This is a genomic window from Nocardia puris (assembly GCF_036051655.1).
Taxonomy (GTDB): Bacteria; Actinomycetota; Actinomycetes; order Mycobacteriales; family Mycobacteriaceae; genus Nocardia; species Nocardia puris.
This window is the reverse complement of sequence record NZ_CP107943.1, coordinates 3,009,883-3,036,207: the sequence shown is the minus strand read 5'-3', so window position 1 is coordinate 3,036,207 and position 26,325 is coordinate 3,009,883. Positions and strand designations below refer to the sequence as shown.

At 67.9% G+C, this 26,325-nt stretch carries 28 protein-coding genes and 1 pseudogene; 11 read left to right on the top strand and 18 right to left on the bottom strand.

Annotation, left to right across the window (positions count from 1 at the left end):
• Positions 1-32 precede the first annotated feature (32 nt).
• Genes OHB21_RS13610 through OHB21_RS13595 form a run of 4 tightly spaced genes read right to left on the bottom strand, consistent with a single transcriptional unit; the run spans position 33 to position 4,438 of the window.
• The gene (locus OHB21_RS13610; RefSeq protein WP_195142484.1) at positions 33-1,610 is read right to left on the bottom strand and encodes a DHA2 family efflux MFS transporter permease subunit; all 1,578 of its coding nucleotides are present in this window, start codon (positions 1,608-1,610) and stop codon (positions 33-35) included.
• On the bottom strand, positions 1,561-2,091 hold the full coding sequence (lspA, locus tag OHB21_RS13605) for a signal peptidase II (protein ID WP_195142485.1): 531 nt from the start codon (positions 2,089-2,091) through the stop codon (positions 1,561-1,563). The genes OHB21_RS13610 and lspA overlap by 50 nt, the downstream gene beginning before the upstream one ends.
• On the bottom strand, positions 2,088-4,052 hold the full coding sequence (locus OHB21_RS13600) for a heavy metal translocating P-type ATPase (protein WP_006902503.1): 1,965 nt from the start codon (positions 4,050-4,052) through the stop codon (positions 2,088-2,090). Before OHB21_RS13600 ends, lspA begins: the two co-directional genes overlap by 4 nt.
• Complete coding sequence (locus OHB21_RS13595) at positions 4,049-4,438, bottom strand: ArsR/SmtB family transcription factor (RefSeq protein ID WP_019290696.1); 390 nt, start codon at positions 4,436-4,438, stop codon at positions 4,049-4,051. Before OHB21_RS13595 ends, OHB21_RS13600 begins: the two co-directional genes overlap by 4 nt.
• A gap of 208 nt (positions 4,439-4,646) precedes the next feature.
• On the opposite strand from OHB21_RS13595, the gene OHB21_RS13590 reads away from it, so the two are divergent.
• Positions 4,647-6,806 carry an MMPL family transporter gene (locus OHB21_RS13590; protein ID WP_228815669.1) on the top strand — a complete coding sequence of 720 codons (2,160 nt, stop codon included), beginning with the start codon at positions 4,647-4,649 and terminating at the stop codon, positions 6,804-6,806.
• Between the two features lie 132 nt (positions 6,807-6,938).
• On the top strand, positions 6,939-7,502 hold the full coding sequence (locus tag OHB21_RS37495) for a MerR family transcriptional regulator (protein ID WP_407675240.1): 564 nt from the start codon (positions 6,939-6,941) through the stop codon (positions 7,500-7,502).
• A 273-nt stretch (positions 7,503-7,775) separates the two neighbouring features.
• Here OHB21_RS37495 and OHB21_RS13580 read toward each other — a convergent pair whose 3' ends face one another.
• Entirely contained in the window at positions 7,776-8,153 is a 378-nt protein-coding gene (locus OHB21_RS13580) for an ArsR/SmtB family transcription factor (protein WP_005179587.1), read from the bottom strand.
• Between the two features lie 124 nt (positions 8,154-8,277).
• Between OHB21_RS13580 and merA the strand changes: the two genes are divergently transcribed.
• The 3 genes from merA (at position 8,278) to merB (ending at position 10,874) form a co-directional block, all read left to right on the top strand.
• Positions 8,278-9,714, top strand: coding sequence for a mercury(II) reductase (gene merA, locus OHB21_RS13575; protein WP_195142487.1), 1,437 nt, complete (start codon positions 8,278-8,280; stop codon positions 9,712-9,714).
• Positions 9,715-9,738: 24 nt separating this feature from the next.
• A complete protein-coding gene (locus OHB21_RS13570; protein WP_195142488.1) occupies positions 9,739-10,161 on the top strand; it encodes a MerR family transcriptional regulator in 423 nt (140 codons plus the stop codon).
• Positions 10,162-10,232: 71 nt separating this feature from the next.
• Entirely contained in the window at positions 10,233-10,874 is a 642-nt protein-coding gene (merB, locus tag OHB21_RS13565; RefSeq protein ID WP_005179592.1) for an organomercurial lyase MerB, read from the top strand.
• 119 nt (positions 10,875-10,993) lie between these two features.
• Here merB and OHB21_RS13560 read toward each other — a convergent pair.
• From OHB21_RS13560 to OHB21_RS13535, 6 genes and pseudogenes are all read right to left on the bottom strand, one after another.
• Positions 10,994-11,525 (bottom strand): annotated as a pseudogene (locus OHB21_RS13560) (transposase); the annotation flags it as partial.
• Between the two features lie 7 nt (positions 11,526-11,532).
• The gene (locus OHB21_RS13555) at positions 11,533-13,065 is read right to left on the bottom strand and encodes a 2Fe-2S iron-sulfur cluster-binding protein (protein ID WP_195142490.1); all 1,533 of its coding nucleotides are present in this window, start codon (positions 13,063-13,065) and stop codon (positions 11,533-11,535) included.
• Positions 13,038-13,970, bottom strand: a complete 933-nt coding sequence (locus tag OHB21_RS13550; RefSeq protein ID WP_195142491.1) for an FAD:protein FMN transferase — start codon at positions 13,968-13,970, stop codon at positions 13,038-13,040. The genes OHB21_RS13555 and OHB21_RS13550 overlap by 28 nt, the downstream gene beginning before the upstream one ends.
• Entirely contained in the window at positions 13,960-14,349 is a 390-nt protein-coding gene (locus tag OHB21_RS13545; protein ID WP_195142492.1) for a hypothetical protein, read from the bottom strand. The genes OHB21_RS13550 and OHB21_RS13545 overlap by 11 nt, the downstream gene beginning before the upstream one ends.
• A gap of 176 nt (positions 14,350-14,525) precedes the next feature.
• Positions 14,526-15,071 carry a hypothetical protein gene (locus tag OHB21_RS13540; RefSeq protein ID WP_195142493.1) on the bottom strand — a complete coding sequence of 182 codons (546 nt, stop codon included), beginning with the start codon at positions 15,069-15,071 and terminating at the stop codon, positions 14,526-14,528.
• Positions 15,072-15,121: 50 nt separating this feature from the next.
• On the bottom strand, positions 15,122-17,569 hold the full coding sequence (locus tag OHB21_RS13535; protein WP_328438965.1) for a heavy metal translocating P-type ATPase: 2,448 nt from the start codon (positions 17,567-17,569) through the stop codon (positions 15,122-15,124).
• Here OHB21_RS13535 and OHB21_RS13530 point away from each other — a divergent pair.
• The gene (locus tag OHB21_RS13530; RefSeq protein ID WP_328438963.1) at positions 17,568-18,026 is read left to right on the top strand and encodes a heavy metal-responsive transcriptional regulator; all 459 of its coding nucleotides are present in this window, start codon (positions 17,568-17,570) and stop codon (positions 18,024-18,026) included. The two genes, OHB21_RS13535 and OHB21_RS13530, sit on opposite strands and share 2 nt — an antisense overlap.
• Positions 18,027-18,433: 407 nt before the next feature.
• Here the strand turns inward: OHB21_RS13530 and OHB21_RS13525 are convergent, their stop codons facing one another.
• From OHB21_RS13525 to OHB21_RS13510, 4 genes are all read right to left on the bottom strand, one after another.
• Positions 18,434-18,775: a DUF1707 SHOCT-like domain-containing protein gene (locus OHB21_RS13525; protein WP_195142495.1), complete on the bottom strand. Its 342-nt coding sequence runs from the start codon at positions 18,773-18,775 to the stop codon at positions 18,434-18,436.
• A 58-nt stretch (positions 18,776-18,833) separates the two neighbouring features.
• Positions 18,834-19,133, bottom strand: coding sequence for a glutaredoxin family protein (locus tag OHB21_RS13520; RefSeq protein WP_195142496.1), 300 nt, complete (start codon positions 19,131-19,133; stop codon positions 18,834-18,836).
• A complete protein-coding gene (locus OHB21_RS13515) occupies positions 19,130-19,726 on the bottom strand; it encodes a peroxiredoxin family protein (protein WP_228815652.1) in 597 nt (198 codons plus the stop codon). The genes OHB21_RS13520 and OHB21_RS13515 overlap by 4 nt, the downstream gene beginning before the upstream one ends.
• 109 nt (positions 19,727-19,835) lie before the next feature.
• Positions 19,836-20,582, bottom strand: coding sequence for a cytochrome c biogenesis CcdA family protein (locus OHB21_RS13510; protein ID WP_456153869.1), 747 nt, complete (start codon positions 20,580-20,582; stop codon positions 19,836-19,838).
• A 771-nt stretch (positions 20,583-21,353) separates the two neighbouring features.
• Between OHB21_RS13510 and OHB21_RS13505 the strand changes: the two genes are divergently transcribed.
• On the top strand, positions 21,354-21,674 hold the full coding sequence (locus tag OHB21_RS13505; RefSeq protein ID WP_195142783.1) for a DUF2752 domain-containing protein: 321 nt from the start codon (positions 21,354-21,356) through the stop codon (positions 21,672-21,674).
• Here the strand turns inward: OHB21_RS13505 and OHB21_RS13500 are convergent, their stop codons facing one another.
• From OHB21_RS13500 to OHB21_RS13490, 3 genes are all read right to left on the bottom strand, one after another.
• Positions 21,675-21,890, bottom strand: coding sequence for a heavy-metal-associated domain-containing protein (locus OHB21_RS13500; RefSeq protein WP_195142782.1), 216 nt, complete (start codon positions 21,888-21,890; stop codon positions 21,675-21,677).
• Positions 21,891-21,904: 14 nt separating this feature from the next.
• Entirely contained in the window at positions 21,905-22,981 is a 1,077-nt protein-coding gene (locus OHB21_RS13495) for an urease accessory protein UreH domain-containing protein (RefSeq protein WP_195142781.1), read from the bottom strand.
• A gap of 119 nt (positions 22,982-23,100) precedes the next feature.
• Entirely contained in the window at positions 23,101-23,586 is a 486-nt protein-coding gene (locus OHB21_RS13490) for a hypothetical protein (protein WP_195142780.1), read from the bottom strand.
• 148 nt (positions 23,587-23,734) lie between these two features.
• On the opposite strand from OHB21_RS13490, the gene OHB21_RS13485 reads away from it, so the two are divergent.
• The 4 genes from OHB21_RS13485 to OHB21_RS13470 are packed head-to-tail and all read left to right on the top strand — an operon-like array spanning position 23,735 to position 26,321.
• Entirely contained in the window at positions 23,735-24,112 is a 378-nt protein-coding gene (locus OHB21_RS13485; RefSeq protein WP_195142779.1) for an ArsR/SmtB family transcription factor, read from the top strand.
• The gene (gene arsB, locus OHB21_RS13480; protein ID WP_195142778.1) at positions 24,109-25,206 is read left to right on the top strand and encodes an ACR3 family arsenite efflux transporter; all 1,098 of its coding nucleotides are present in this window, start codon (positions 24,109-24,111) and stop codon (positions 25,204-25,206) included. Before OHB21_RS13485 ends, arsB begins: the two co-directional genes overlap by 4 nt.
• Positions 25,203-25,622: an arsenate-mycothiol transferase ArsC gene (locus OHB21_RS13475; protein ID WP_195142777.1), complete on the top strand. Its 420-nt coding sequence runs from the start codon at positions 25,203-25,205 to the stop codon at positions 25,620-25,622. The genes arsB and OHB21_RS13475 overlap by 4 nt, the downstream gene beginning before the upstream one ends.
• 30 nt (positions 25,623-25,652) lie before the next feature.
• Positions 25,653-26,321, top strand: coding sequence for an arsenate reductase ArsC (locus OHB21_RS13470; RefSeq protein ID WP_195142776.1), 669 nt, complete (start codon positions 25,653-25,655; stop codon positions 26,319-26,321).
• Positions 26,322-26,325 lie beyond the last annotated feature (4 nt).

Genomic DNA, 26,325 nt, shown 5'->3' with positions numbered 1-26,325 from the left:
GTGCCGTAGCCGCTGTCATGGGAGTGGCTATTTCAGTTTCGATCACGCGCCGGTGATGTCGGCGCGGGCGCAGGAGTGTGGTTGGGGAGTTTGGCGGCGATGGCCGCGGCCAGTAGTGCGCTGATGGCGGCGCTGGCAAGGAACACTGCGGACATGGCGTGGCTGTAGGCGTGGGCGCTGGACGCGGCCAGATCGGCGCCCGCTGGGCCGGGAATCTGGGTCGCGGCAAGTTGCGCTCCGGCGATGTTGTCACGCGCCGCGCTGACCACTGGTTCGGGCAGGCCGCTCAGGTGGGGGTCGAGGTCGCGGGTGTAAACGACGGTGAGCAGGGTGCCCAGGATCGCGACGCTGAACGCGGCACCGACCTGTCGAATGGCCATCAGCAACCCAGCTCCTGCGGCGCTGCGATGCTCGGGCAGGCTCGCCATGACCGCGTCGACAGCCGGCGCCAACGCCAGCCCGGCTCCCAGGCCCACGGTCGCCAGGCACACCGCGACGAAGCCGTAGCCGGAGTCGACGGTGATGCGGGATGCGAGCACGAATCCGGCCGCGGCGATCACCATGCCGGTGACGATCGGGATTTTGGCGCCGAGTCGGGTCACGATCTTGTCCACAGCGGCTGCGGCGACGATGATCGCCAGCACCAGAGGCACCAAGCGCAGGCCGGTGCCGAAGGCGTCGTGGTAGCGCAGTATCTGCAGGTATTGCGGCAGCACGAACAGCACGCCGACCAGGGTGAAGGTGCCCGCGGTTGCGGCCAGGGTGGGCCAGGTGAAGGCCGGATTGGTGAACAGTGCCAGATCGACCAAGGGGTCGCGGGCACGGCTTTCCCACACCAGAAATCCCGCGATCAGCCCCACACCGGCCGCCAGAGCCGCGAGCACGACGGGATCGGTCCACCCGTACGCGGGAGCCTGGATGATGCCGAATACCAGCGCCGCCGTACCGGGCACGGCGGTGAGGATCCCGAGCCAGTCCAACGCCGGTGCATGCGGGTCGACCGATTCGGGCAACAGCACCACACAGGCAACCAGGGCGGCGACACCGACCGGGACGTTGATCAGAAACACCGAGCCCCACCAGAAATGCTGCAGCAGCCAGCCACCGACGATCGGCCCCAGCGGCAACCCGACACCCAGTGCACCGACCCACACCGCGATCGCGCGGCGACGCTGGTCGGGGCCGAACAGGGTCGGCAGGATCCCCAGCGACAGCGGCACGATGATCGCGGCCCCGATGCCCATGACCGCGCGGGCGGCGATCAGCGAGCCGGTGGACCCGCTGAAAGCGGCCCAGGCTGAGGCGGCGACGAAGGCGACCAAACCTATCAGCAGCAGCCGTTTGCGACCGTAGCGGTCACCGAAGCCGCCGGCGGGCAGCATGAGCGCGGCGAAGACCAGGGTGTAGGCGTTGACGATCCACTGCAACTGGGTGGTGCTCGCGCCGAGGTCTTGGGCCAGGGTGGGCAGGGCGACGTTGAGAACCATCAGGTCCAGCCCGACGGTGAGCAGGGCGACGACCAGCGCCGCCAGCCCTGCCCACCGACGTGACGGGCCCGGCTCAGTTCCGGTCGTCGGCGTGGTGTTCGGGTGAGAGTGGTTCTCGCTCATCGGAGTTTCCGATCAGAGTGGCGTTGATGAGGGCGGTCGCGCCGAGCACGATGAAGGTGTCGGCGAGGTTGAAGGTGGGCCACCAGCCGGTGTGCAGGTAGTCGGTGACCACACCGTCGGGGGCCCGGTCGATCACGTTGGCAACCGCGCCGCCCAGGATTGCGGCGAGCGCGACGCGAGTGAGCAGGTTCGCTCGCGGCGCGACCACCCATCCGCCGACCGCGACCGCGGTGGTGATCACGGTGGTGATGGTGAGCATCACCCAGCTCGGTGCGTCGGCGGCGATCGAGAACGCGGCGCCGGGGTTGAACGCCAACTTAAGGTCCACCGGACCCGCCTCGATCGGGGCCCCGGCCAGCGTGGTCTGCGCCCACGCTTTGAGCGTGAGGTCGATACCGGCCAGCGCGGCCGCGGCAGCGACCCACCGCAGTCGCCGCCCCCACCGCGACACGGTGGGAGCAGACGACGCGGTGGCGGTCACGCGGGCGCTCCGGCCAGTACCGGTGCGGGCTTTGCCGCCGAATCGGTCAGCGAGGCCAGGGGTTTGGTGCGTCCGGCGCGGACACCGTTGGCGATGACGACGATCTCGGCGAGTTCGTGCACCAGCACCACCGCCGCCAACCCGAGAATCCCGAACAGCGCGAGCGGGATCAAGATCGTGATCAACCCCAACGACAAACCGACGTTTTGCAACATGATCCGGCGAGCCCGACGAGCGTGCTCGAGAGCCCGCGGCAGGTGCCGCAGGTCCTCACCCATCAACGCCACATCCGCGGTTTCGATAGCGACATCGGTGCCCATCGCGCCCATCGCCACACCGAGGTCGGCGGTTGCCAGTGCGGGGGCGTCGTTGACGCCGTCGCCGACCATCGCGGTGAACCGGTCGCTGCGCAGTTCGCCCACGATGTGGGCCTTGTCCTCCGGGCGCAGATCCGCGTGCACGTCCTCGATCCCCGCCTCAGCGGCCAGAGCGGCGGCGGTGCGGGCGTTGTCACCGGTGAGCATCGAGACCCGGATTCCCAGCGCGTGCAATCGGTCGATGACCTCGTGTGCCTCGGGCCGCAGTTCGTCGCGCACAGCGATCGCACCGATCACCTGGCCGTCGAGCTCGATCAGCACCGCGGTCGCCCCCGCGTGCTGCATCCGTTCCACATCGGCGGCCAGAACACCCGGTTCGATCCAGCCCGGACGGCCCAGCCGCGCCCGGCGTCCGTCGACGCGGCCGGTCAACCCGGCACCGGTGACCGCCTCGACGTCGGTGGCGGGAGTGACGGTGTCGACGGCGGCGAGGATGGCGCGGGCGAGGGGATGTTCACTGCGCGATTCCAGCGCGGCCGCGACCGCCAGCACCCGGTCCCCGTGCACACCGCCGGTGGCGGCGATCTCGACGACGGCAGGCTTGTTCGCCGTCAGCGTGCCGGTCTTGTCCAGCGCGACCTCGCGCACCCGGCCCATCGCCTCGAGTGCGGCACCGCCCTTGACCAGCACACCCAGCTTGCTCGCCGCACCGATCGCGGCGACCACGGTCACCGGCACCGAGATCGCCAGCGCGCACGGTGAGGCGGCGACCAGCACCACCAGCGCACGTTCGATCCAGGTGACCGGATCCCCGAAGAGCGCGCCGATCACCGCGATGGCTGTGGCGGCGATCATGATGCCGGGCACCAGCGGTTTGGCGATCTTGTCGGCCAAGCGTTGAGCGTCGCCCTTGCGGGCCTGCTCGGCCTCCACGATCCGCACGATCCGTGCCAGGGAGTTGTCCTCGGCGGTCGTGGTGACCTCGACGGTCAGCACACCGGTGCCGTTGATCGCCCCGGCGAACACCTCCGCGCCCGGCCCGGCCTCTACCGGTACCGATTCGCCGGTGATCGCCGAAACATCCAGCGCGCTACGCCCGTCGACGATCACCCCGTCGGTCGCGACCCGCTCACCGGGGCGCACCAGCATCCGGTCCCCGACGCGCAGCTCGGCAGGGGCGATGACGGTTTCGGTGCCGTCGCGTAGCACGGTGGCCCGGTCCGGTACCAGGTTCAACAGGGCGCGCAGCCCGCGGCGGGTGCGCGCGACCGCGTACTCCTCGAGGCCCTCGCTGATGGAGAACAGGAACGCCAGCATGGCGGCTTCGCCGACCTCGCCGAGGATCACCGCGCCGATCGCGGCGATCGTCATCAGCGTGCCGACACCGATCTTGCCCTTGGCCAGCCGTTTGAGCGTGGAGGGGACGAAGGTGTAGGCACCGACGAGCAGTGCGGCGATCTCCAACCCCAACTCGACGGCGCGTGGGCCGCCGGTCCAGCCGACGATCAGTGCCGCGACCAGCAGCACTCCGGCGACCGCGGCGGCGCGCAGTTCACTGACTTCCCAGAGCTTTTCGGGTTCGCGTTCCTCGGCCTCGCCGTCACCGGCGGGTTCGTCGTGGCCGCAGCCGCATGCGTCGCTCATGCTCGTACCTCCGCGCTCTCCGTCTCGGTGGTGGAGTCGGTGCCGTAGTTCGGGCACAACGCCACCGCATTGCCTGTCGCCGCGAGCAAGGTCTCTGCCGAGGCGAGTAGGTCCATCAACTCCGGGCGGGCCAGGCTGTAGAACACCTGCCGCCCTTGCGGGCGGCCCACGACCAGCCCGCAGTCGCGCAGGCACGCTACGTGCGCCGATACCGTTGACTGAGCCAGTCCGAGCCCGGCCATCAGGTCCGAGACCCGCGCTTCCCCGCACGCCAGCCGGTGCACGATCGCCAACCGTGTCGCATCGGAGAGGCTGTGGAACAGGGCCACCGCCGGATCCAACCCCTGCGTCTCGACGAGGCAACCCCCGCCATCATTAATCGCCATAAAGCGATGATAGCGGCGAAAGCTATTGATATCGAGTGAGAGTGTGATTAATCTCGTTTCAACGATTACATCGTGATATGACGATCAATTCGTGGTCGCTACGGAGGGAGAACGCGTGAACCAGCAGAAGTCCGCCGTCGTCGAGAACTCGCCTCAGCAACCATCGCCGCCGGGCTCGCCCGGAGTGCTATATCGGTGGGGCGTTCTGATGGCCCGGCGCAGACGTGCGGTCCTGGCGGTCTGGGGACTGCTGCTGGTGGTGTGCGCGGTGGCCTACCCGCTGCTCGAGAACCGGCTCGGTGCGATGGATTTCGGTGTCGAGGGCTCGGAGTCCACCGAGGTGGATCGCCTGGTTACCCGGCACTTCCCGCAGTTCGGTACGGAACAGGCGGTCATCGTGCTGCAGTCTGGCGCGGTCACCGCCACCGACGCCGAGTTCCGTGCAGCGGTGGCTCGCACGATCACCGCCGCCACCGCGGTCGAGGGCGTGGTCGACGTCGTCGGCCCCTACGACGGGCTGCCCGGATCCCAGATCTCGGCCGACGGTCACGTCGCGATCGCGCTCGCCGGCATGAACGGCGACATGGCCGAACGCGCGAAAGTCGCGCGCGACCTGCAAGACGCCATCGCCACCACCGGCGACGATTCCATCGACGTGGGGGTCACCGGGTACTCGGCGGTACAGAACGCGGCCACCGAACTGCAGAACGCCGACCTGGCCCGTGCCGAGGCAATCGGCATCCCGGTCGCGCTGGTCCTGCTCGTCCTCGCCCTCGGCGCCCTGGCCGCAGCGGCGGTCCCGATCGCAGTGGCCATCGCCGGGATGCTGACCGCGGTCGGAGTGTTGTTCACCCTCACTGCTGTGACCGCGTTCGACTCGCTGACCGTAGCCATGGCCACCATGGTCGGCCTCGGCGTCGGTATCGACTACGCGATGTTCATCGTCAGCCGCTTCCGCGAAGAACTCACCCACCACACCGGGCCAGACCATGCCGCGATCAGCGGCGCCGTCGGTCGCTCCCTCGCCACAGCAGGCAAAACGATTCTGGTCTCGGGCTTGGTGGTGATGATCTCGCTGTGCGCGTTGATCATCATCCAGGCACCGATCTTCCGTGGCATCGCCATCGGCGTCGCCACCGCCGTCACCAGCATGCTCACCGTCGCCGTCACCCTGCTACCCGCCCTGCTCGCCGCCTTGGGCCCGGCTGTCAACCGCGGTAGTCTCCCGGCCCGCTGGCGCCCTGCCGACAGCGCCACCGACGCTCCCGGCGTTCTCGGTGGCCGCTGGGCGCGCTGGGCGTATCTCGTCATGCGCCGACCCGTCCTCTTCGGCACCGCGGCCGCAGCGGTGCTGGTCCTCGCCGCGCTGCCGGTATTCGGGATCCGCTACGGCCTCGACATGGGCACCACCGCCCTCGACGACAGCCCGACCGGACGCGCCAGCACCGCATTGACCACCAACTTCCCGCCCGGAGCACTCTCCCCGGTCGAGATCATCGCCACTGGCCCCGGCGACACCCCACTCACCGCAGACGCCGAAGCACGGGTCAACCGATTCCTGACCGAGATCGACGGCGACGCCCGCATCGACACCGTCCTGCCCGCCCAGCTCAATGACGGTCGAATGCTCGCGATGGCGATCCCCTCGGTCACCTTCGACTCGATGGCCGCCACCGACCTCGTCCGCGACCTGCGCAACACAGCCGCCGGCGCAGCCGGAGCCGAGATCCGCATCGGCGGCAGCACCGCCGAATTCGTCGATCTCTCCGACGAAATGACCACCAAACTTCCGCTGGTCGTAGCCCTGGTGCTGACCGCCTCGCTGGTCTTCCTCATCGCCGCTTTCCGCAGTATCGCCTTACCCCTCAAGGCCATCGCGATGAACCTGCTCGCCACCGGCGCCGCCCTCGGTATCACCGTCGCGGTGTTCCAGTGGGGTCTGGGCGAGAACGTCCTCGACTTCACCAGCCCCGGATTCGTGCAGGTCTACCTACCCACCGTGGTGTTCGCGCTACTGTTCGGGCTCTCGATGGACTACGAGGTGTTCCTGATTCGTCGCATCCGCGAATACTGGGACGCCAGCGGCGACAACCAGCGCGCCGTCGCGGCCGGGCTCACCCACACCGCACGCCCCATCACCGCGGCCGCCGCGATCATGATCGCCATCTTCGCCAGCTTCCTCACCGCCGACATCCTCGAACTCAAACAACTCGGACTCGCCCTCGCCGTCGCCGTCGCCATCGACGCCGTCCTCATCCGCCTCGTCCTCGTCCCCGCCCTCATGCGCCTGCTCGGCGCGTGGAACTGGTGGCTGCCCTCCCTCAGGTTTCGCCCCAACACTCGCGCACCACGGGCCGCCGCTGAGTAGCGCGGCGATCAGGCCAGGTTGATTCGTCGCGGACACGGGACCGGCCGCCGGGGCCACACCGCCCTCGGGGGCAACCGTCACGGCCGGTCTGACCTTCGAGTCGAGTCGAAGGTTCAGGGTCGCGGGGTGGTGATGATGCGTATTTCCCAGCTGGCGCGGCGGAGCGGTGTCCCTGCCACCACGCTGCGGTTCTACGTCGGATCTGGCCGAGTTCGTGGAGGCCGGACCGTTCCTGGAAGCGTTCCTCGTGTTGATCGTCATCCCACTGACGCTGGCGTGGCTCACCCCAGGTGTACCGCGCCGAGACCGGGCAGTCGGTCTCGGCGCGCGGTGAGCACCGGCGATGGCGCCATTGACGGCTACGGTGCTGATCACCGTGGTGGCCTCGCAGGCGCCAAACTCGGTGACGGCCTGAGCCAGGTCGCGGCGGTGGTGCGGGCCGGAGTGCCCGCGTCGCCGGAAGGTGTGGCTGCGCAGCCCTCATCGCAGCCGCGGGCGCGAGTCATTGGCGGGACCAGATCAGTCCGAGGAGCCCGAGTCCGATGGGCGAATCCGAGCGGTTGGAGCCATGACAGGCTCACCAGCAGCGTGCCGCTGCTCAGTGCTACGGCCGCGATCAGCAGCGGGGCACCACCGCGCAACAGCCCAGGCAGCAGTGCCGCGGTCCCGATGCAAGCCCGCCAGCGGCGTGTCTAGGTCGCAGCAGCCACAACGGCCTCCCCCGCAGCTCGCCGAGCCACCGCTGCCTGGCGCTGGGTTCGGTGTCGATGGGACAGGGCAGCAGGGGGGATTCGCTGCACTCGAGCAGGTCTTCGCGTCCGGCCGCCAGCGCGGCGGCCAGGGTGTCGCCGGACCGCGGTGAGTTCGGCGAGCTCGGCATCGACCTCGGCGAGCTTGACACCCAGTCCCAGCCGCGGTGAACCCGCCGACGGTGAGCGGCTGCCGAGACGTGAGGGCTGTCGAGGGCGTTCATGTCCGGTCACCGTCCGGTACCTGGTCGATGCGGGTGCAGCACGTCAGGGCGGCGGCGTTGTCGGCCGCGAGCAACCGGGCGAGCAGCACCAGTTCGGCCACGCGCGGGTCTCCGACCGTGTACCGCAGCTTCTTGCCGTCGCGGCGCGCGACGATGTATCCGCAATCGGCCAGACACGACAGGTGCACCGACACCCGCGGCTGGGAGATGCCGGCGTGGGCGACGCAGTCGGCCGAGGTGCGTTCGCCGGCGAGGATGTATTCCAGCAGCTTCAACCGGGTCGGATCCGACAGGGCGCGAAAGAACTTCGCCGTCGTATCCAGATGTGTGCACGCCAGCTCGTCGCCGGGCACGGCGGTCGTGGACCGGGACATGGGGCACCTCCACACCACTTGAACTATTCGCTTAAGCGCATAGTATGAGCCCTGTAGGTATTCGTCAATGCGAATAGCAACCGTTGGCTGGCGACGCGGTTGCTCAACCCCTCAGGAGGCAGGCGTGGCCACGACACAATCCCGTCCGGATCTGGCGATCGTCGGGTCCGGTTCGGCGGCGTTCGCCGCCGCTATCGCCGCGGTCGGCCACGGCAGGTCCGTGGTGATGATCGAGCGCGACACCGTCGGTGGCACCTGCGTGAACGTCGGGTGTGTGCCGTCGAAGACGTTGCTGGCCGCCGCGGAGGCCCGCCACGCCGCAGCCGCCGCCGACCGGTTTCCCGGCCTGGGTGCCGCTGCGGTGCCGCTGGATTTTCCGGGCCTGATCGCCGGTAAGGACGCGCTGGTCGCGCAGCTGCGGGCAAACAAGTACATCGAGCTGGCGGGCGAGTACGGGTGGGAGATCGTCTCCGGCACGGCAGTGTTCGACGGCACGAGTGCGGCGCCGGGGTTGCGGGTCGGAGCGAACGACGGCGGGACCCGGGTGATCGAGGCTGGCCATTACCTGATCGCGACCGGTGCGACGCCGTGGATCCCGCCGATCGACGGTCTGGTCGAGGCCGGGTATCTGACCTCGACCACCGCCATGGACCTGAAGCGGCTCCCGGAGTCGCTGATCGTGATCGGCGGCAACACTGTCGGGCTCGAACAAGCCCAGTTGTTCGCCCGCCTCGGCACCCGGGTGACGGTGATCGAGGCCCTGGGGCGGCTGGCGCCGGGCGAGGAACCGGAAATCTCGGCCGCGATCGAGGCTGTCTTCGCCGATGAGCATATCGCCGTGTTGACCGCGGCCACCGTCGAGAAGGTCCTGGCCGGTGGCGGCCACAAGCTGGTGAGCGTGCGCACTCGGGCCGGGGTCAGCGAGCTGCGGGCCGAACACGTGTTGGTCGCGACCGGTCGCCGCCCGAACACCGCGGGGCTGGGCCTGGAGGCGGTCGGGGTCGGTGTCGACGGGCGCGGCGCGGTGATCGTCGATGACCGTCAGCGCACCGGCAATGCCCGGATCTGGGCGGCCGGGGACGTGGCCGGGGGCCCGCAGTTCGTGTATGTGGCCGCCTCGCAGGGAACGCTGGTGGCCGACAACGCGTTCGCCGACGCGGATCGGGTCCTGGACTACGCCACAGTGCCGCGGCTGACGTTCACCAGCCCCGCCCTCGCCGCCGTGGGGCTCACCGAGGCCGAGGCGGTGACGGCCGGATACCGGTGCCGGTGCCGGACGCTGGCGTTGTCGAGTGTGGCGCGGGCGCTGGTCAATCGCGATACCCGTGGCCTGGCCAAGATCGTCGCCGACGCCGATACCGGCCGGATCTTGGGCGTGCACGCGCTGGCCGAGGGTGCCGGAGACCTGATCACCGCCGCCGGATACGCGATGACCGCGGGTATGACCGTCGACCGGCTCGCCCACAGCTGGGCGCCGTATCTGACCATGGCCGAAGCGTTGAAACTGACCGCCCAGACCTTCACCACCGACGTGACGAAACTGTCCTGCTGCGCAGGCTGACGATCTCCTCCAGGAAAGGCCGAGATGAACGGGCACATGACGATCGGCGTGTTGTCGGCGCGGACCGGGGTGAGGGTGAAGGCGTTGCGTGAATACACCGACCTCGGGCTCATCCACACCCTGGGGCGCAGCGCGGCCGGCTACCGCCTCTACACCGATGACGCACTGTGGTGTGTGCGGTTCATCGGCGAGCTGCGCGGGCTCGGGCTCACCATCGCCGAGATCTGCCAGCTCACCGATGCCGCCGTCGATAGTGGAGACGGAGCGGTCGGCGCGCGTCTGGCCGAGCTACTGGAGCGGTCGCGACAGCGGCTGCACCGCCGGATCAGCGACGCCCAGCAGATCCTCGACCGCATCGACGACTTCACCAGCATCCACCGTGCGCGGTGGGCCGCCGACGATGTGTGCTGGACCGAGGTCCCGTGCCGATGCCCGAGGCGGGCTTGACTCTGCCCCCGGGGACAGACCCTACCGTCATCGACATCGCACCCGACGCATTCTCGGAAAGGCTGACTCTCATGAGCACCGACTCCATTCCCGCCGACGTTTTCGCCACGATCGCACCAGCCGACCGTGACCGGGCGCTGCTGCGGGCCGCGCTGCGGCTGCTGGCCCACGGAGCGCCGGTCACCGTCACGGAGTTGGCGGCCGCAGCCGGTGTCGACGCCGGAGATCTCGAAGAGACACCGATCGGCGCCGACATCGAATACGACGAGCAGGGCCGGGTCCTCGGGTGGGGATTGACCCTGAATCCGACCCCGCACCGATTCACCGTCGCAGGCCATCAGCTCTACACCTGGTGTGCGCCCGACACGCTCGTCTTCCCCGCCGTGATCGGGGCGAGCGCACACGTCGAATCCGAGTGCCCGGTTACCGTCAGCGCCGTGCGATTGACCGTCGATCCAGTCACGGGAGTCACCGACCTGCAACCGGCCGCCGCGATGGTGGCCTTCGTCGACCCCGCCGGGATCCGGGGCGGGCAGGTCCGCGCCACCTGCTGCAATCCGCAGATGTTCCTGGCCACTCCCGACGCCGCCGAGCAGTGGCGATCCGAGCATCCTGGGATGACCGTGCTACCGGTCGCCGACGCCTACACCCAGCTCGCACGCCCACTGGCCGAGGCGCTCATCGACCCGGCCGGCGAGGCGCCGTGCTGCTGACTCAGAACAGGGTGTCGCGCACCCACAAGGGCCGGTACCCGGTCGGGCCGAGCTGGGCGAGTTCGGCGTCGATATCGGTCTTGAACGCGCCGAAGAAGACCTCCGATCACACCAAGAGGTCAAGCCGCGATCTCGAAGGACGCGTCCTGAGCGGGCCCGAACGCCTTGATCGGGTCGTAGTGCTGACCGGTTTGCAAGCAGTAGTGGAGCTGCCCGAGGAAGCGGTCGAAGAGGTGCCGAAGCGCAGCGGCGTGCCGATCGCCGCGGTCGCGTCCTCGGCGTTAATGGTCTTGGGGTGCGCCGGCTTTCGCCATCGCGGCGAACGCCCAAAGGAATCCTGCAGCGTTGAGTCGGTTGTTCTTCACCACGCGGCGGGTAATCGAGATGCTGCGCCCGGAGGCCCGCGTGATCAGCACAGAACCGGCGTAGGTCCTTCAGCGAACGGGCGTCGGTGAACCGCTCGCGGTCGTCGCCGATCTCGCCGAGCACCCGAGCGCCGGAGAGGTCAGCCAGGCCAGGAAAACTGGTGATCACCGCGTAGTCGGGGTGCTGCTGGAATGCCTTGGTAGTGGCCTCGGTGAGCTGATCCACGGCGGCGCATTCAGCATCGACGCTACCCAGCAGCGCGAGGGCCTGGCGGCCGAAGGCATCCGCTGATCTACAGATCGAGAGTCAGGGTGGCGGTGCGCGCTCGAGATACGCACGGGTAGATGACGTCGCGGCGGTCGCGTTGCCCAGGAGGGAGCACGGTGTCGCGGTGGTCGGGGACGCCGTCCAAGACCGGGGTCTCGCAGCTGCCGCAGAAGCCCTGCTCGCATGACGACGACACCGCTCCCGGCGCTGCGTCGCGCAGGACGCAGAGCAGGCTGCGGTCGGCCGGAACCACCAGGTTCTGTCCGCTGCGCCGCAGTTTCACCGTGAACTCGGTGTCCGGGCCGACGGCCGTTACCCGTGGTTGCCCGCGACCGAACCGTTCGGTGTGCAGAGGGCGGTCGGGGAATTCGGTAGAAATCAGATTCTCGAGCGCTGTCAGCATCGGCTCGGGCCCGCAGGCATAGATCGCCGTTTCGGGTGAGGTGGCGGACACTGCCGCAGCGAGATCGGGCAGCCCAGCGATATCGGCCGGAACCAGCCGGACTCGGTCACCACCGAAAGTGACGAGTTCGTCGGCGAAGGCCATGGCCGAGCGAGACCGGCCTCCGTACACCAGACGCCATGGCAAGCCCGCGGATTCGGCGGCGCGGACCATCGGCACGATCGCGGTGATGCCGATACCGCCGGCGACGAACAGGTACTCCTGGGCCAGCACCAGCGGGAAATTGTTTCGCGGGCCGCCGATGTCGATCCGGTCGCCCGCCCGCAAGGTGTGCACCTCGGCCGAGCCGCCGCGACCGTCCGTGACGTGCAGGACCCCGATGCGATACGACCCGGTGGCGGCGGGCTCCCCGCACAGTGAGTACTGCCGGATCAGGCCCGACGGCAGGCACACGTCGATATGCGCGCCCGGCGCCCACCCCGGCAATGGCGCACCGTCCGGGTCGGCCAGGTCGAGGGCGACCACACCGTCGGCTACTCTCTGCACTGCCTGAATCTGCATCGACTGTGTTCGGAGCCGAGCTGTTTGCGCAGGAGGCGCCGTGCCGGACCGGGCTGAGGAAATACCACCGTCGTTTCGGCGCCCGACCAGTAGACGATAGATGGCAAGGAAGGCGATCGACGCGACCAGGGCAAGCGCGGTCGCGCGTACGAGAGTCCGGTCGGTCCCGGCGGTGAGCGCGTGCACGGTCGCAAGGGCGAACAGCACGAACGCGGTGGTGTGTACCCAGCGCCACCACCGATGCGGGATACGTGACCGCAGCAGCGACGTCACCTGTACCGCGCCGAGCAGATACACCGCGATCACACCCCACCCGACGGCGACGGGCCGGTACTGCGAGGTGAACGGGACCAGCACCTCCAGCACGCCGAGCCGTACCCAGCGATCGGTCAGCAGACCGGCCAGATGCAGCCCAAGAAACACCAGCGACAGCACCGACACGAACCGATGCAGGTCGTACAGGCGCGCGGGCATCGCCCGCGGACCGAGTACCCGGCTCGACATCAACAGCCCCCACACCACCGTGGCCGACAGCAGCCACCAGGAGACCAGCCCCCCGGAACGGGCTATGTACCAGGACAGTTGGGAGCCCACGTCACAAACCTTTCCCACGGGCCGGCGCGATGCCCTGACCCGTCCTCGGTCACGATCAACCCCGCGACACCCCACTTCTCCAGCACGGCCGTCCCGGCCGCGATCCCCGCGATCAGCGCGGCCTTGGCCAGGACCTCGGCCCAATATGCCTCGCCCGCAATCACCGTGACGGCGTCGACGCCATTGCTCGTAGAGGTCCCGGTGCGTGGGTCGATCAGGTGGTGGCGGTCGCGCCCGTGCTGCTGCCAGCGCCTGCGCAGCCGAGTCGATGTCGCGACCGCTCCCTCGGTCATGGCCACATGAACAAGGTCGGATTCGGGGGCGGTTTCATCGGCGACCGCGACCCCCCACGGCTGTGCGCCGGGCGCGACTCCTGCCACGCGTAGGTCACCCCCGAGGTTTACGCTGACGCCCTCGGCGCCGGCCGCGATCAATTCCGCCGCGATCAGATCCGCCGCGTAACCCTTCCCGATGCCGCCGAGATCGATCCTCACCCCCCGAGGCAGCCGGACCATGTCGCGCCGGAACTCGATCCCCGCGCACCCCGGTGCCGGCACGGGCATCGGATTGGCAGGTGAATCCGGCTGTGGCGCACCGAAACTGCGGAGGTAGCCGACGGACTCCAGCGCGGGTAGCACGGTCGGATCGAAGAGCCCGCCGGTCACCTCCCAGGCTCGCACCGCAAGCGATGCCAGTGCGAGCGTGGGGGGCGAGAGCCGAATCCAGCTGCCCGCGGCCGCGTTGAGAGCACACAGTTCACTACTGGATCGGAACCGCGACCAGCGTGCCTCGCACTCCTCGAGCCTCTCGCGTGCGATGGTGAGCAGCTGCGGGTCGCCGACCACGATCAGGTGCCCGTCGCTGCCCATCACCGGGAACCGTGACTCCGCGTGCTCAGCTGCCATGGCTGCGCGTCATCGGAGCAGGCGGTGTCGCCTGCCGTTGCGGCTGGCCCGGCGCGGCGGCCGACGGTGCGGCAGCCGTTGTCGGGACCGTCGGTCCGGTCTCGGCTTCGCCGCCACCACAGCCGCTGCCGCTGCTGCGTGTCATCGGCGCAGGCATCGTGGCTGTGCTCGGTGCCGGGGTGGCCGTGGTGGGCACTGGCTGGCCCGCCGAAGCGTCGGCGGTTACCGCGACCGCCAACGGCGCAGGATCGGACTGTTGGCCGTTGGTGATCAGCACCGTGGTCACCGCGATCGCGCCGACTATGCTTGCAGCGCCCACCCCGATCCGCGTCGCGATACGTCGGTCCTGTTCGTCGGCCTGATCCGGCTGGTCAGCCATCACTGCCTGCCTATCTCGCGATAGTCACGGTGCCGGGCCACCACGGTGGCCCGGTCGTCGAGTGCCAGCGTGGCTCTGTCGCCGGGGGAACCGATTCTGTGCATGTCAGCGGCAACCTCTCTCTGGGCGGGGCACTGTGGGTGGTTCTGGTCAGTTCTGTCCGAGCGGCGGCATGATCACTTGCCGTTCGTCGTGCCATCCGTCGCTCCGGTATTGCCGTTCATGCTGCCCATCCCGTTCATGCCACCCATGCCCATGCCCATGCCCATGCCCATGCCGCCGTTGTTCATGCCCATGCCCATGCCGTTGCCCATACCCATCCCGTTGTTCATGCCCATGCCGTTGTTCATGCCGGGATTCATCCCCATTCCCATTCCCAATCCGGTCTGCATGCCCATGCGCATGGCCTCCAGCCACATCTGCATCTCCATCGGGGACATGCCGGCGGTGCCGTTCGGAACGACCGGCGTTGTCGGAGCGGGTGTGGCGGCCGGTGCTGGGGCTGGCGCGGTGGTGGGCTGCGGGGCTGCCGGAGCGGGTGTACTGGTCGGAATCGTGTTGTGTGACGGCATGTCGGCGGTACTCGTCGCCGCGGCGGTGGTGATCGCTGGGGTATCGGGTCCGGAGCTGATCGCCACTCCGGCGACGACGACAGCGACGCCGACCGTCACGACTCCGGCCGCGATCGCGAGGGCGGAGCGGTGTTTGATGCCATTGACCATGTTCTTGTCTTCCTTGTCTGTGGTTTCGGGGGTTGTTTGCGGGTGGGCTGTCACTGTTTGCGCAGCGGCTGGAATCGGCGTAGTCGCAGGCTGTTGGACACCACGAACACCGAGGAGCTGGCCATCGCGGCCCCGGCGATCAGTGGGTTGAGCAAACCGAGGGCAGCCAGCGGCAGAGCCGCGACGTTGTAGGCGAACGCCCAGAACAAGTTGCCCTTGATGGTCGACAGGGTTTTGCGGGCCAGCCGGATCGCGTCGACGGCGCCGAGCAGGTCACCCTTGACCAGGGTGAGGTCCGCGGCGGCGATGGCGGCGTCGGTACCGGTGCCCATCGCCAAACCGAGGTCGGCTTGGGCCAGCGCCGCGGCGTCGTTGACGCCGTCACCGACCATCGCCACCACCTTGCCCTCGGTCTGTAGCCGCTTGACCTCGGCGACCTTGTCTTCAGGGTGGACCTCGGCGATGACCCGCTCGATGCCGACCTCGGCGGCGACGTGCCCGGCGGCGGCGGTGTTGTCACCGGTCAGCAGCACCGGGGTGAGCCCAAGCGCCTTCAACTGCGAAACAGCTTCGGCGCTGGTCGCCTTCACCGTGTCGGCCACCTCGAACGCGGCGCGAACATAGCCATCCCACGCCGCGAAAACCACGGTGCGCCCGGCCTTCTCGGATTCCCGCTGGGCGCGCAGCAGCGCCGGGGGGATCTCCAGATCCCGGTCATCGGCCAGCCAGCTCGCCCGCCCGGCCAGCACCTCACGACCGTCGACGGTGCCGGAGACACCGCGACCGGCGTGGTTGACGAACCCGATCACCGGCGCCAGGTCGCCGGTCTCCTGCACGGCTGCGGCGGCGATGGCCGCCGCGATCGGGTGTTCGCTGGCGTGTTCCACCGCGCCGGCCAACCGCAAGACCTCATGACGATCCTCACCCTCGGGCAGGACCACGCCGACCAGGCGCATCCGACCCTCGGTGACGGTACCGGTCTTGTCCAACACGATCGTGTCGATGCGGCGGGTCGATTCCAGGACCTCGGGGCCCTTGATCAGCAGACCGAGCTGGGCACCGCGACCGGTGCCGACCATCAGCGCGGTCGGCGTCGCCAAACCCAGCGAACACGGGCAGGCGATGATCAGCACCGCGACCGCCGCGGTCAACGCCATCGCGGCGGGGAATCCGAGGATCAGCCACGCGAACAAAGTCTCAATCGCCAGCAGGATCACGACCGGGACGAAGATCTCGGAGATCGAATCGGCGAGCCGCTGCACCTCGGCCTTACCGGTCTGCGCGTCCTCCACCAGCCGCGCGATCTGCGCGAGCTTGGTATCGGCACCCACCCGGGTGGCGCGCACCACCAGACGGCCACCGGCATTCACGGTCGCACCGGTCACCGGATCACCCGGACCGACCTCCACCGGCAACGATTCACCGGTCAGCAGCGACTCATCCACAGCCGACGAGCCATCGACCACCACACCGTCGCTGGCGATCTTCTCACCCGGCCGCACCACGAACTCGTCGCCGACCACCAACTGCTCAATCGGAACTCGCGTCTCACGACCGTCACGCAGGACGGTCACGTCCTTGGCGCCCAGATTCATCAGCGCCCGAATCGCCTCGCCGGCCCGGCGGCGGGCCCGTGCCTCGAAGTAGCGGCCGGCCAGGATGAACGCCGTCAGCGCGGCCGCGACCTCGAGGTAGATCTCGGCCTGCCCGGTCGCCCCGGCGTGCGGGAGCAGCGAGAAGCCCATGCTCATGCCCGGTTCGCCCGCACCACCGAAGAACAGCGCGTAGATGCTCCACAGCCAGGCGGCCAGCACGCCGAGCGAGACCAGGGTGTCCATGGTCGCGGCCTTGTGCCGCAGGTTCAGTGCCGCCGCGCGATGAAACGGCCACGCACCCCACAACGCCACCGGCGAGGCCAGCGCGAACACCAGCCACTGCCAGAACCGGAACTGGAAGGCAGGCACCATCGACAGCAGCACCACCGGCACCGTCAGCGTCACACAGACCACCAGCCGATCCCGCAGCGCCCGCACATGCCGTGCCTCGTCGTTGTCGGCACCCGCACCGGCATCATTGCCCGCCGATTCGGCGGTGGGTACGGGAGCCGGAACGCTCGCCCCGTATCCGGCGGCTTTGACCGCGTCGATGAGATCCTGTGCCGCGAGATCCTGTGGGCCCTCGACGCGGGCGCTGGCCGTTACGAAGTTCACGGTCGCGGTGACATCGGGCAGCTTGTTCAGCCTGCGCTCGATCCGCGCCGCGCATGACGCGCACGTCATCCCGGTGATGGACAAGTCAATGGTGCGGGCCGGTGCTCCCGAGCCGGATGACTCGGCAGCAGGCAACTCGATGGTGGTCGTCACTGCGGGGATGCGCCCTTTCTGTCCGAAGCCGTGCACACCGCGCGGCACACAGGTGCTTCTCGGCGCCGGGCAACTCCCGGGCTCACAGAAAGGGTTACACTTCCAGTCGACTGGAAGATCAAGGGGAAATCGCATGAGAATCGGTGAAGTGGCCGAACTCACCGGAGTGAGCACCAAGACCATCCGCTTCTACGAGGAATCCGGCCTGGTCCCACCCCCGGGCCGCACCCACAGCGGTCACCGCCGCTATGGCAAGGACACCGTCGACCGGCTGCGATTCATCCGACGCTGCCAGACCGCGGGCATGTCACTGACCGAAGTGCACGAGATCCTCGCCCTGCACGACCGCGGCGAAATGCCCTGTGGTCAGGTCGAGCAGACCCTCACCGATCGGCTGCATCACGTGCGCGCCCGCATCGCCGAACTCGAGGTGTTCGAAACCTACCTGGCCACCCTGCTCGCCCACGCCGCCAACGAAGGCCGATCCGCGCACCAAGCCGGGGCCGAAGTGTGCTGGATCCTCGAAAGCGCCCCCGAGCCCGCGCCGCCCCTCGGCCGGTCCGCCGGCAGCGGTCTCACCGAATTCCGGTAATGGCTACGTGCCCGGAACCAGCCGACGAGCACCGTATGTACCCGATCATCCGGTCGCCACGGTGGCAGCTCCCTCGACGGGCAGCCGGTGCGCGACCGAGTGTTGCGCTGCCAGGCTGAAGCTACCTGCGGCAGATGCCGCTCGTCGAGCCGGGTCGGCGCGCCCGAAGGGGCGCCCGTGCAGACCGGCAACCCCGTCCGGCCACGCCAGCCTGGCCGGTCGCCGTACGGACCGACCGGCCAGGTCGTGACGTCACATCATCGGACAGCAGGACCCCATCGCACGGCATAACATGTCGCAGATCATCTGCAGGGGATTCATCTGGCTCACCCCCTTTCGCGTTGCGGCCCCTAACGGGGACTTGCTGAATACGACAACCAACGATGGTCGCGTCGAGTGTATGTGGATCAGGCGCAGCCGAATCCCCATGCACTCATCAGAGGGCCTGCGTAGGCCACCGAGGCAGCGCCCAGACCCGTCACGGCCACCGCGACAGCGATGGCGGCCGAGACACCCAACAGTGAGCGCGCCGACCAGTTCGCGGTGAGTCCGGCGGCGCGGGGCGGCGCGAGCGCCGGCAGATCGCTGGTGATCACCGACAACTCGCCCATGGTGCGCGCCCTATAGGCAGCCGCGACCCGCTCGGAGAATTCGTCGAGTGTCAGCCGCCCCGCACCCGTGTGGCTCGCCAACGCCGACGCCACCCGCTCGCGGTCGGCGTCCGCGGCGCGAATATCAGCCGGAGTCATCGCCATACCTCCTGTCAACGAACCTCATTATTCAATGGGGTATCCGTGTGGCTATCACTCAATCCGGCGATCTTGTGGCGCGGACGCCGGTGTCAGTCCGGCTTCTGCGGGCGAGGACACGGCGTAGCCTGCGCTCGGACAACCGGCCGAAGGAAAACGGTGCACCGTCGACAAGGACGCCGGGGGCGAACAACACACCCGCCCCTTCGGCGAGTCGGCGGCCTTCTTCTAAGGCCAGATCGATCTCGGTGATCCGCAGCGGGTAGTCGCGGCCCACTCGCTCCAGCACCTGTTTCGCCTGATCGCAGTAGGCGCACGCGTGCTGGGTGAGCAGGGTGATCTCGATCGGTGCGGTCACGAGATACGTTCCTTGCTCAGGTCGGCGAGCATCTTGTCGGTCGGCAGGAACATGGTGTAGTCCGGTGCGCCGCCATAGTCGGCGCGCCAGGTGATGGCGCCGTCCGGGCCGACCAAAACGAAGCTGTGTCCGGCCATCTGCCCCTGCATCATTCCGTACTTCTGGGCGTCGTAGGCGCGGATGACCTGCTGGGAGGGATCGGACAGGATCGGGGTCGACAGGTTCTCGTCGGCGGCCTTGCGTGCCTGCTGATCCACCGAGTCGTGCGAGATCGACACCACTGCATCGATCCCGGCCGCTTGCAGCGCGGCGGTGTTGGCCTCGAGGTCGGCGATCTGGGCCCAGCACGGCTGACACATCAGGCCCTCCTGGAAGTAGAGCAGCACACTGCGGCCGCGGAAGTCGCTGAGCCGCACGGTTTCTCCCGTGGTCGAGGTCAGCGCGAAATCCGGGGCCGGGGCACCGATACCGGGTTCGCCAGCCACATGCCGGTAGCCACTACCGCCGTCGGTGGCGTTCCGGGCACCCTGAGCATTCTGGTAGATGAGGAACAGCACCCCGAGGGCGAGGACAGCCAGCATCGCGACGATCATCGGCCACCGCCGCGACGTGGATCCGCGCGACGACGCTGCGAGGCGCACCGTTCGATGCCGCCGGTCTTTGGCCCGATCCCGCTTACCGTGCGGCGGCGTAGTGGCGGTCTTACCGCTGCTGGCGTTCATGTCGATTCTCCTCCACGGACTCCGGGCTGAACCCGGAGGCGTCGTTGTCGTGGCAGCACCTGGGCGCCGCGTTCTCGGTGAACGTGACGGAGGGTGCTGGCCTTCGGATAGCGCGGCGGATGAGGACGGCGAGGCCGAGTAGCAGCAGCGCGGCGAATACCCAGCCCGGCAGCCAGGACACGGCGTCCTGAATGCGCGTGCTGGCATGTTGTAGCCACGCGCTGACCTCGGATTGCCAGCCACCGGCGTTCATGCCCGCACCGGTGAAAGCCAGCAGACCCGACAGCAGGCCCATGGCGATCAAGAGTGCGCCGCTGAGGGCGGTGCCGACTGCCAACGGGTGCTCCCAGCGCCCCACCCGCAGCCACAGCGTTCGTTCGGTCAGCAATCGGGTGGCGCCCTCGCGGCGGCGGTCCCAGACGAGCGCGATCAACGCCAGCGGCGCGACCATCCCGGCCACATAGGCCAACCCGACCGCGAGCGCCACCGGGAACGACGACGATGCGCCCGACAACACGGCCACACCGACCAGAACAGGCGCACAGCATGCACTGGCGACACCGGAGAACGCACCGAGTACATAGGCAGAACCGAAGCTGCCCTCCCGCGCCGCACGGGCACCGGGCATAGGCAGATTCGGTTTCCACCCCGACAGGACCGCGATTCCGCCGAGCACCATCAGTGCACCGCCGATCGAGAACAACCACACATGCTGTTCGATGAACAACCTGCTCAACGCGGTTGCCCCGAGACCGATCGGCAGAATCACCGTCGCCACCCCGGCCCCGAAAACCAATGTCGCGGGCACCACCCCACCCCGATGCCGGAACCCGGTCGCCAGGTACGCCGGCAACATCACCGACACACAACAAGGCGCCAACAGGGCTACCACTCCGGCGAAGAACGATGCCAACAGCGTCGTCCCGATCAGAAGTTCACCCATGGCGATTGTCCTTACTCGACCAAACGGAATCAGCCCAGCAGCGTTCCGTGATCGATGTGTACGTAATTGCTGTCAACGGCGGTCCTACAGCCGAACCATCGATCGGCACTGTCACGCTTCCGGCCCCGGCCTACCGACACGCTAGATACGAGGCGTGAAGATTCCGTGAAGGCGCCGTGTGCAAATCCTGTTGCCCAGGACGTGGCAGCGACCCCTCGTCGGCAAAGCGAGGTCGACAGCGGCGCCTCGACAATCGAGTTGACCTTCCATTCGACTGGAAGGTGCATGATGAGCGAGTGATCCGGAACTACCGGACGCCCATTTCGACGATGCAGCAGCCAGTAATCCGAGCTCGTGGTCATCTCGCCGTGTCCGGCAGCTCACCTACTGGTGTTTCGATATCAAGTACAAGTCACGGAGTCGACAATGTATGGCCGGTCTGTAGCCCCCGATATCGCCGCTCAGTCCGGCGGTGACCGCTTACAGTGGCTGACGATTTCCGCTCTTGCACTCTCCGTCGGTGCCGCGGCACTGCGGGTCGTCGGGGTGCCGACGGTGGACCTGCACGGCCCCCTGCATTACATCGGGATCATGGATCCGTTCTGCGGCGGGACCCGGGCCACGTTTCTGCTGCTCACCGGTGACGTTGGCGAGTCGATTCGCTACAACCCGGGCGTTGTCGCGCTGGCAGGCGTTGTCGTCGTTGTGCTCGTTCGAGGTGCAGTCGGTGCGCTCACCGGATGGTGGCTACACATCACACTGCGTCCGCGACTGCGCCGACTGCTGCTGATCGGTGTGGTGGTCGCCGTGGTGGCGCTGTGGGTGCGTCAGCAGGTCAACGCGGACCTGCTGACGCAACCCTGGCCGGTCGGGTAACTATTCCACGACCGCGGCGGTGTAACCGAGTTCGGTGATCGCGGCGATCACATCCTCGGGCGTGTTGACCGCGAGGTCGAGGTCGACGGTGCTGCGTGCCTTCTTCATCGAGGTCTGCGTGGCGCGAACGCCAGGAAGGTCCTCGAGGGCGTCGTCGATGAGCAGCGCGCAACTGCCGCAGTGCATGCCGTCGATACGGAAGACGTGCGTTGTCATGCCGATTGGTCCCTTCAGAGAATGGTGATCATGCCCGAGTACATGCCCATGCCGCAGGTGTAATCGAGGCGGCCGGGCTGCAAGGTGCCCAGGTCGATGCGGGTCTCGCCGCTGGTCGGCAGCGTTTTGGTGATGCCGAGGCTCGGGAAGACGATCGACCGGATACATCCTTGGGTTCGGTCGGTCTTGACCACCAGCGTGGTCGGCATGCCGGAGGTCGCCTCGATGTTCTTCGGGCTGTAAGAACCGGTGTTCGCGTTGATCGTCAGGGTCTGGACGCCGTTGACGATCGTCGCGGCTGAGGCATCCGCCGCCGGCGGTTCGAATCCGACGGACTCCGCCAACCGGCTGGCCGCGAGCGGAGATCCGGCCAGCTCCAAACCGCCGTTGAGGGTGTAGAAGCCCATGGCCAGCACGACAAGCCCGGTGGCCAAGGCCAGTCGGCCCCGCCACGCGGTGGCCGCGACCCGAGCGGCGTATCCGAGTACCGCGAACAGCGGGCTGGTACCGAGCACGAATACCGCCATGATCGCCGCACCCCACCACGGCGACCCCGACGCCAGCGCCAGCGCCTCCACCGACAGCGTCACGCCACACGGGATCAGGATCGTCAGCACACCCAGCACCGCAGGCGCCAGCGCAGCCTGGGAACGCGCCCGCTTGCGCAGCAATCGCATCCACGAGGCGGGCGGTTCGACCACAATGCGCCGGAAGCCCGGCACACCCAATTGCGCAAGACCGAACACGATGATCAGCAACCCGGCCCCGATCTGCAGCCAGGTACGCGCACCCGTCGACAACTGCACCGCACCACCGAGCGCGCCCAGCACCGCACCGAGCACGGTGTGCGACGCCAGCTTCCCGGCGAGGAACCCCCCGACCGGTGCGAGATCGTCGGCGACGCGTTGCCGCCATCGCGGCTCGACCGCCGTCATCACCGTCGCGCCATCGCCCGGCCCCGCAGCCGACGTATCGGCGACGGTCGCGGCCCGCTGACGGCTGATCAGACCAGTGAGCAGGCCGCCCTGAACAGCAGCACAAGAAACGCCTCCGGCGAACAAGCCGGTGACAAGAACAGGAACAAGATTCACAAAGACTCCTGCGAGTGGAAGGACAGAGAAAGGGCATGAGTAAGTCACGCCGGCATTCCAGACGCCGACGCGATACCCGAGACCGTCGCAATACCCGACACGTCCCGGGCGCCCGCTCTCTATGTCCGCAACACGCAGAGTTCAGCCAAAGTCGGTGCTCGGGGCAGCACCGACCGCACCCCCGTCATCTCCGCGTCCTGAACCAACCGCACCCGATGGGTGAGTCCTCCCCGACGCGGTAGCGCGAACGCCGCCAGCAGCGCTAGGAACACAGCCAGGCAGGCCATCACCAGCCCAGCAGGAAACACCGGCTCGGGATCCTCGGCGACCTGCACGGCCATCGGCGCATCGAGGCCAACGGCGACCATTCCCGAATCGTGCCCATAGTCGGCAACGTGCCCTGCCCCAGCATCGACCGGCACCACACCGCACTGGTCGCTCGTCGCGCCGTCGATCGTGGCGAGCGACTGTGCCATCGCCATGCCCATCGGCATGCCGGCCTGGCACTGCGCCCCCTGAATAAGCGCGATCCCGACGAACGCCGACACCACGACCGCGAGCCGCAGCAGCACGACTCGTCGCGGAACCAGAGGCGCGAAGATCACGTGGCGATACTACTAATCGTCGTCGTAGATCGCACGCAGGGCCTGGAAACCCGCTTTCAGCGACGCAAGCTCGCCAGCCAGCCTGGCACTGGCTTGTTCACCACCTGTTCGCTTGCCGCACCGGTTAGATAGCTGTCAATATCGATTGATGTCGAAGTCGCAGTTGCGAGTAATACCCGATGATGCCTGCAGCCCCGGGTTGCAGGTGCGTGAGCCTTTATCAGCGGAGGCAGCGGTGGAGTTGGCGGCGGTGTTCAAGGCGCTGTCGGACCCGATCCGGCTGCGGCTGCTGAGTTCGATCGCCGCCCACACCGGCCAGGAAGCCTGCGTATGCGACCTGTCCGAAGGCATCAAGCTCACCCAGCCGACCATCTCCCACCACCTGAAGGTGCTCCGTGAAGCGGGACTGCTGACCAGCGAACGCCGAGCTTCCTGGGTGTACTACCGGGTCGTGCCCGAGGTATTGACCAAGGTTTCGCACACATTGCTGGCCGAAAGCGACGCGACCGCCGAGGTGAACGCATGACCGCCACCGACACCCCCACGTCCGGCGCCGAGCATGGTGTGGTCGGGAAGCTGTCGACGCTCGACCGATTCCTGCCGGTCTGGATCGGCATCGCCATGGCCGCCGGGCTGCTGCTGGGCCGACTCATCCCTGGCCTCGGAGACGCGCTGGCGGCAGTGGAGATCGACGGAATCTCGCTGCCGATTGCGCTCGGGCTGCTGATCATGATGTACCCGGTGCTGGCAAAGGTCCGCTACGACCGCCTCGACACCGTCACCGGCGACCGGCGCCTCCTCGTCGGATCGCTCGTGCTGAACTGGGTGCTCGGCCCGGCGCTGATGTTCGCCCTGGCCTGGCTGCTGCTGCCCGATCTCCCGGAGTATCGGACTGGGTTGATCATCGTCGGCCTGGCGCGCTGTATCGCCATGGTGATCATCTGGAACGACCTAGCCTGCGGCGACCGCGAAGCCGCCGCTGTCCTGGTGGCGCTGAATTCGATCTTCCAAGTCATCATGTTCGCGGTCCTGGGCTGGTTCTACCTCTCGGTACTGCCCGGTTGGTTGGACCTGGAACAGACCACGATCGAGGCGTCGCCCTGGGAGATCGCGAAATCGGTGCTGACCTTCCTCGGCATCCCGCTGCTCGCGGGCTATCTCACCCGCCGGCTTGGGGAACGCACCAAGGGCCGCGACTGGTACGAATCCACCCTGATCCCGCGGATCGGGCCGTGGGCACTATACGGGCTGCTGTTCACCATCGTGGTGCTGTTCGCTCTCCAGGGCGACCGCATTACCTCCCAGCCGCTGGATGTGGTGCGGATCGCGGTGCCGCTGCTGGCGTATTTCGCGATCATGTGGGGCGGCGGCTACCTGTTCGGGGCGGTCATGGGTCTCGGCTACGAGCGCACGACCACGCTGGCGTTCACCGCGGCAGGCAACAACTTCGAGCTCGCCATCGCGGTCGCGATCGCCACCTACGGCGCCACCTCCGGCCAAGCCCTCGCCGGTGTGGTGGGCCCGCTGATCGAGGTCCCTGTCCTGGTGGCGCTGGTGTACGTGTCGCTGGCTCTGCGCAACCGATTCGCACCGGTTACCTCCGAGGCGGGACCGCGATGAGTACGACTCCAACGGTGTTGTTCGTGTGCGTGCGCAACAGCGGCAAATCGCAGATGGCAGCCGGACTGATGCGCCAGGCCGCCGGGCAGATTGTTGCGGTCTCGGCGGGCACCGACCCGGGTACGAATCTCAACGCGCTGTCGGTGGCCGTTCTCTCCGAGGTCGGGGTCGATATCAGCGGCGAGCACCCGAAACCGGTGGATCCATTGCTGCTGCCCACCGTGGACCTGGTCGTCGTGCTGGGCCGCGAAGCCCAGCTCGACATCCCGGACAGTGTGCGGGTGCTGCGGTGGGACACCGATGAACCCTCGGAGCGCGGGATCGAGGGGATCCAACGGATGCGGTTGGTCCGTGACGATATCGCCGCCCGCGTCCAGACCCTCGCGGCCGAATTCAACTCACCCATCCAATCCTGATCCATCCTTCTCGAGTATCGGACAACGGATATGACCGAATCACCCCTCCCCACCGCCGCGTTGCGTGCGGATCTGAGTATCGACCAGCATGTGGCGTTGAAAACTGCTGCGGCCCGGTTGCAGCGGGAGTTCGATGGCACCTTCGGTGTGGAAACTATCGAACGATTCCTGCGCTCCTCCTACGAGCAGTTCGCCGGCCGCGCCACCGTCGTGAACTTCCTGCCCCTGTTGGCCGAGCGGTTCGCCCGCCAACGCCTTCAGGCGTTGGCCAAGGTGGAAGGGCTCCACCACACCGGGACTCCGACCGTGCTGTTCCTGTGCACCCATAACGCCGGCCGTTCCCAGATGGCGCTCGGCCTGTTCACCCACCTCGCCGGCGAGCACGCGATCGGCTGGTCCGGCGGCAGCGAGCCGGGCGAGGAGATCAATCCTGCGGCGGTCGAGGCGATGGCCGAGATCGGGATCGACATCACCGGTGAGTACCCGAAGCCGTGGACCGAGGAGATCCTGAAAGCCGCCGACGTCATCATCACAATGGGCTGCGGCGATGCCTGCCCGGTGTATCCTGGCCGCCGCTATGAGGATTGGGATCTGCCCGATCCCGCCGGTCTGGATGTCGCCGCGATCCGCCTGATCCGCGCCGAGATCGAAGCCCGCGTGCGCGCGTTGCTCGCCGAACTCGACGTCCCCATCGTCTGAAAGG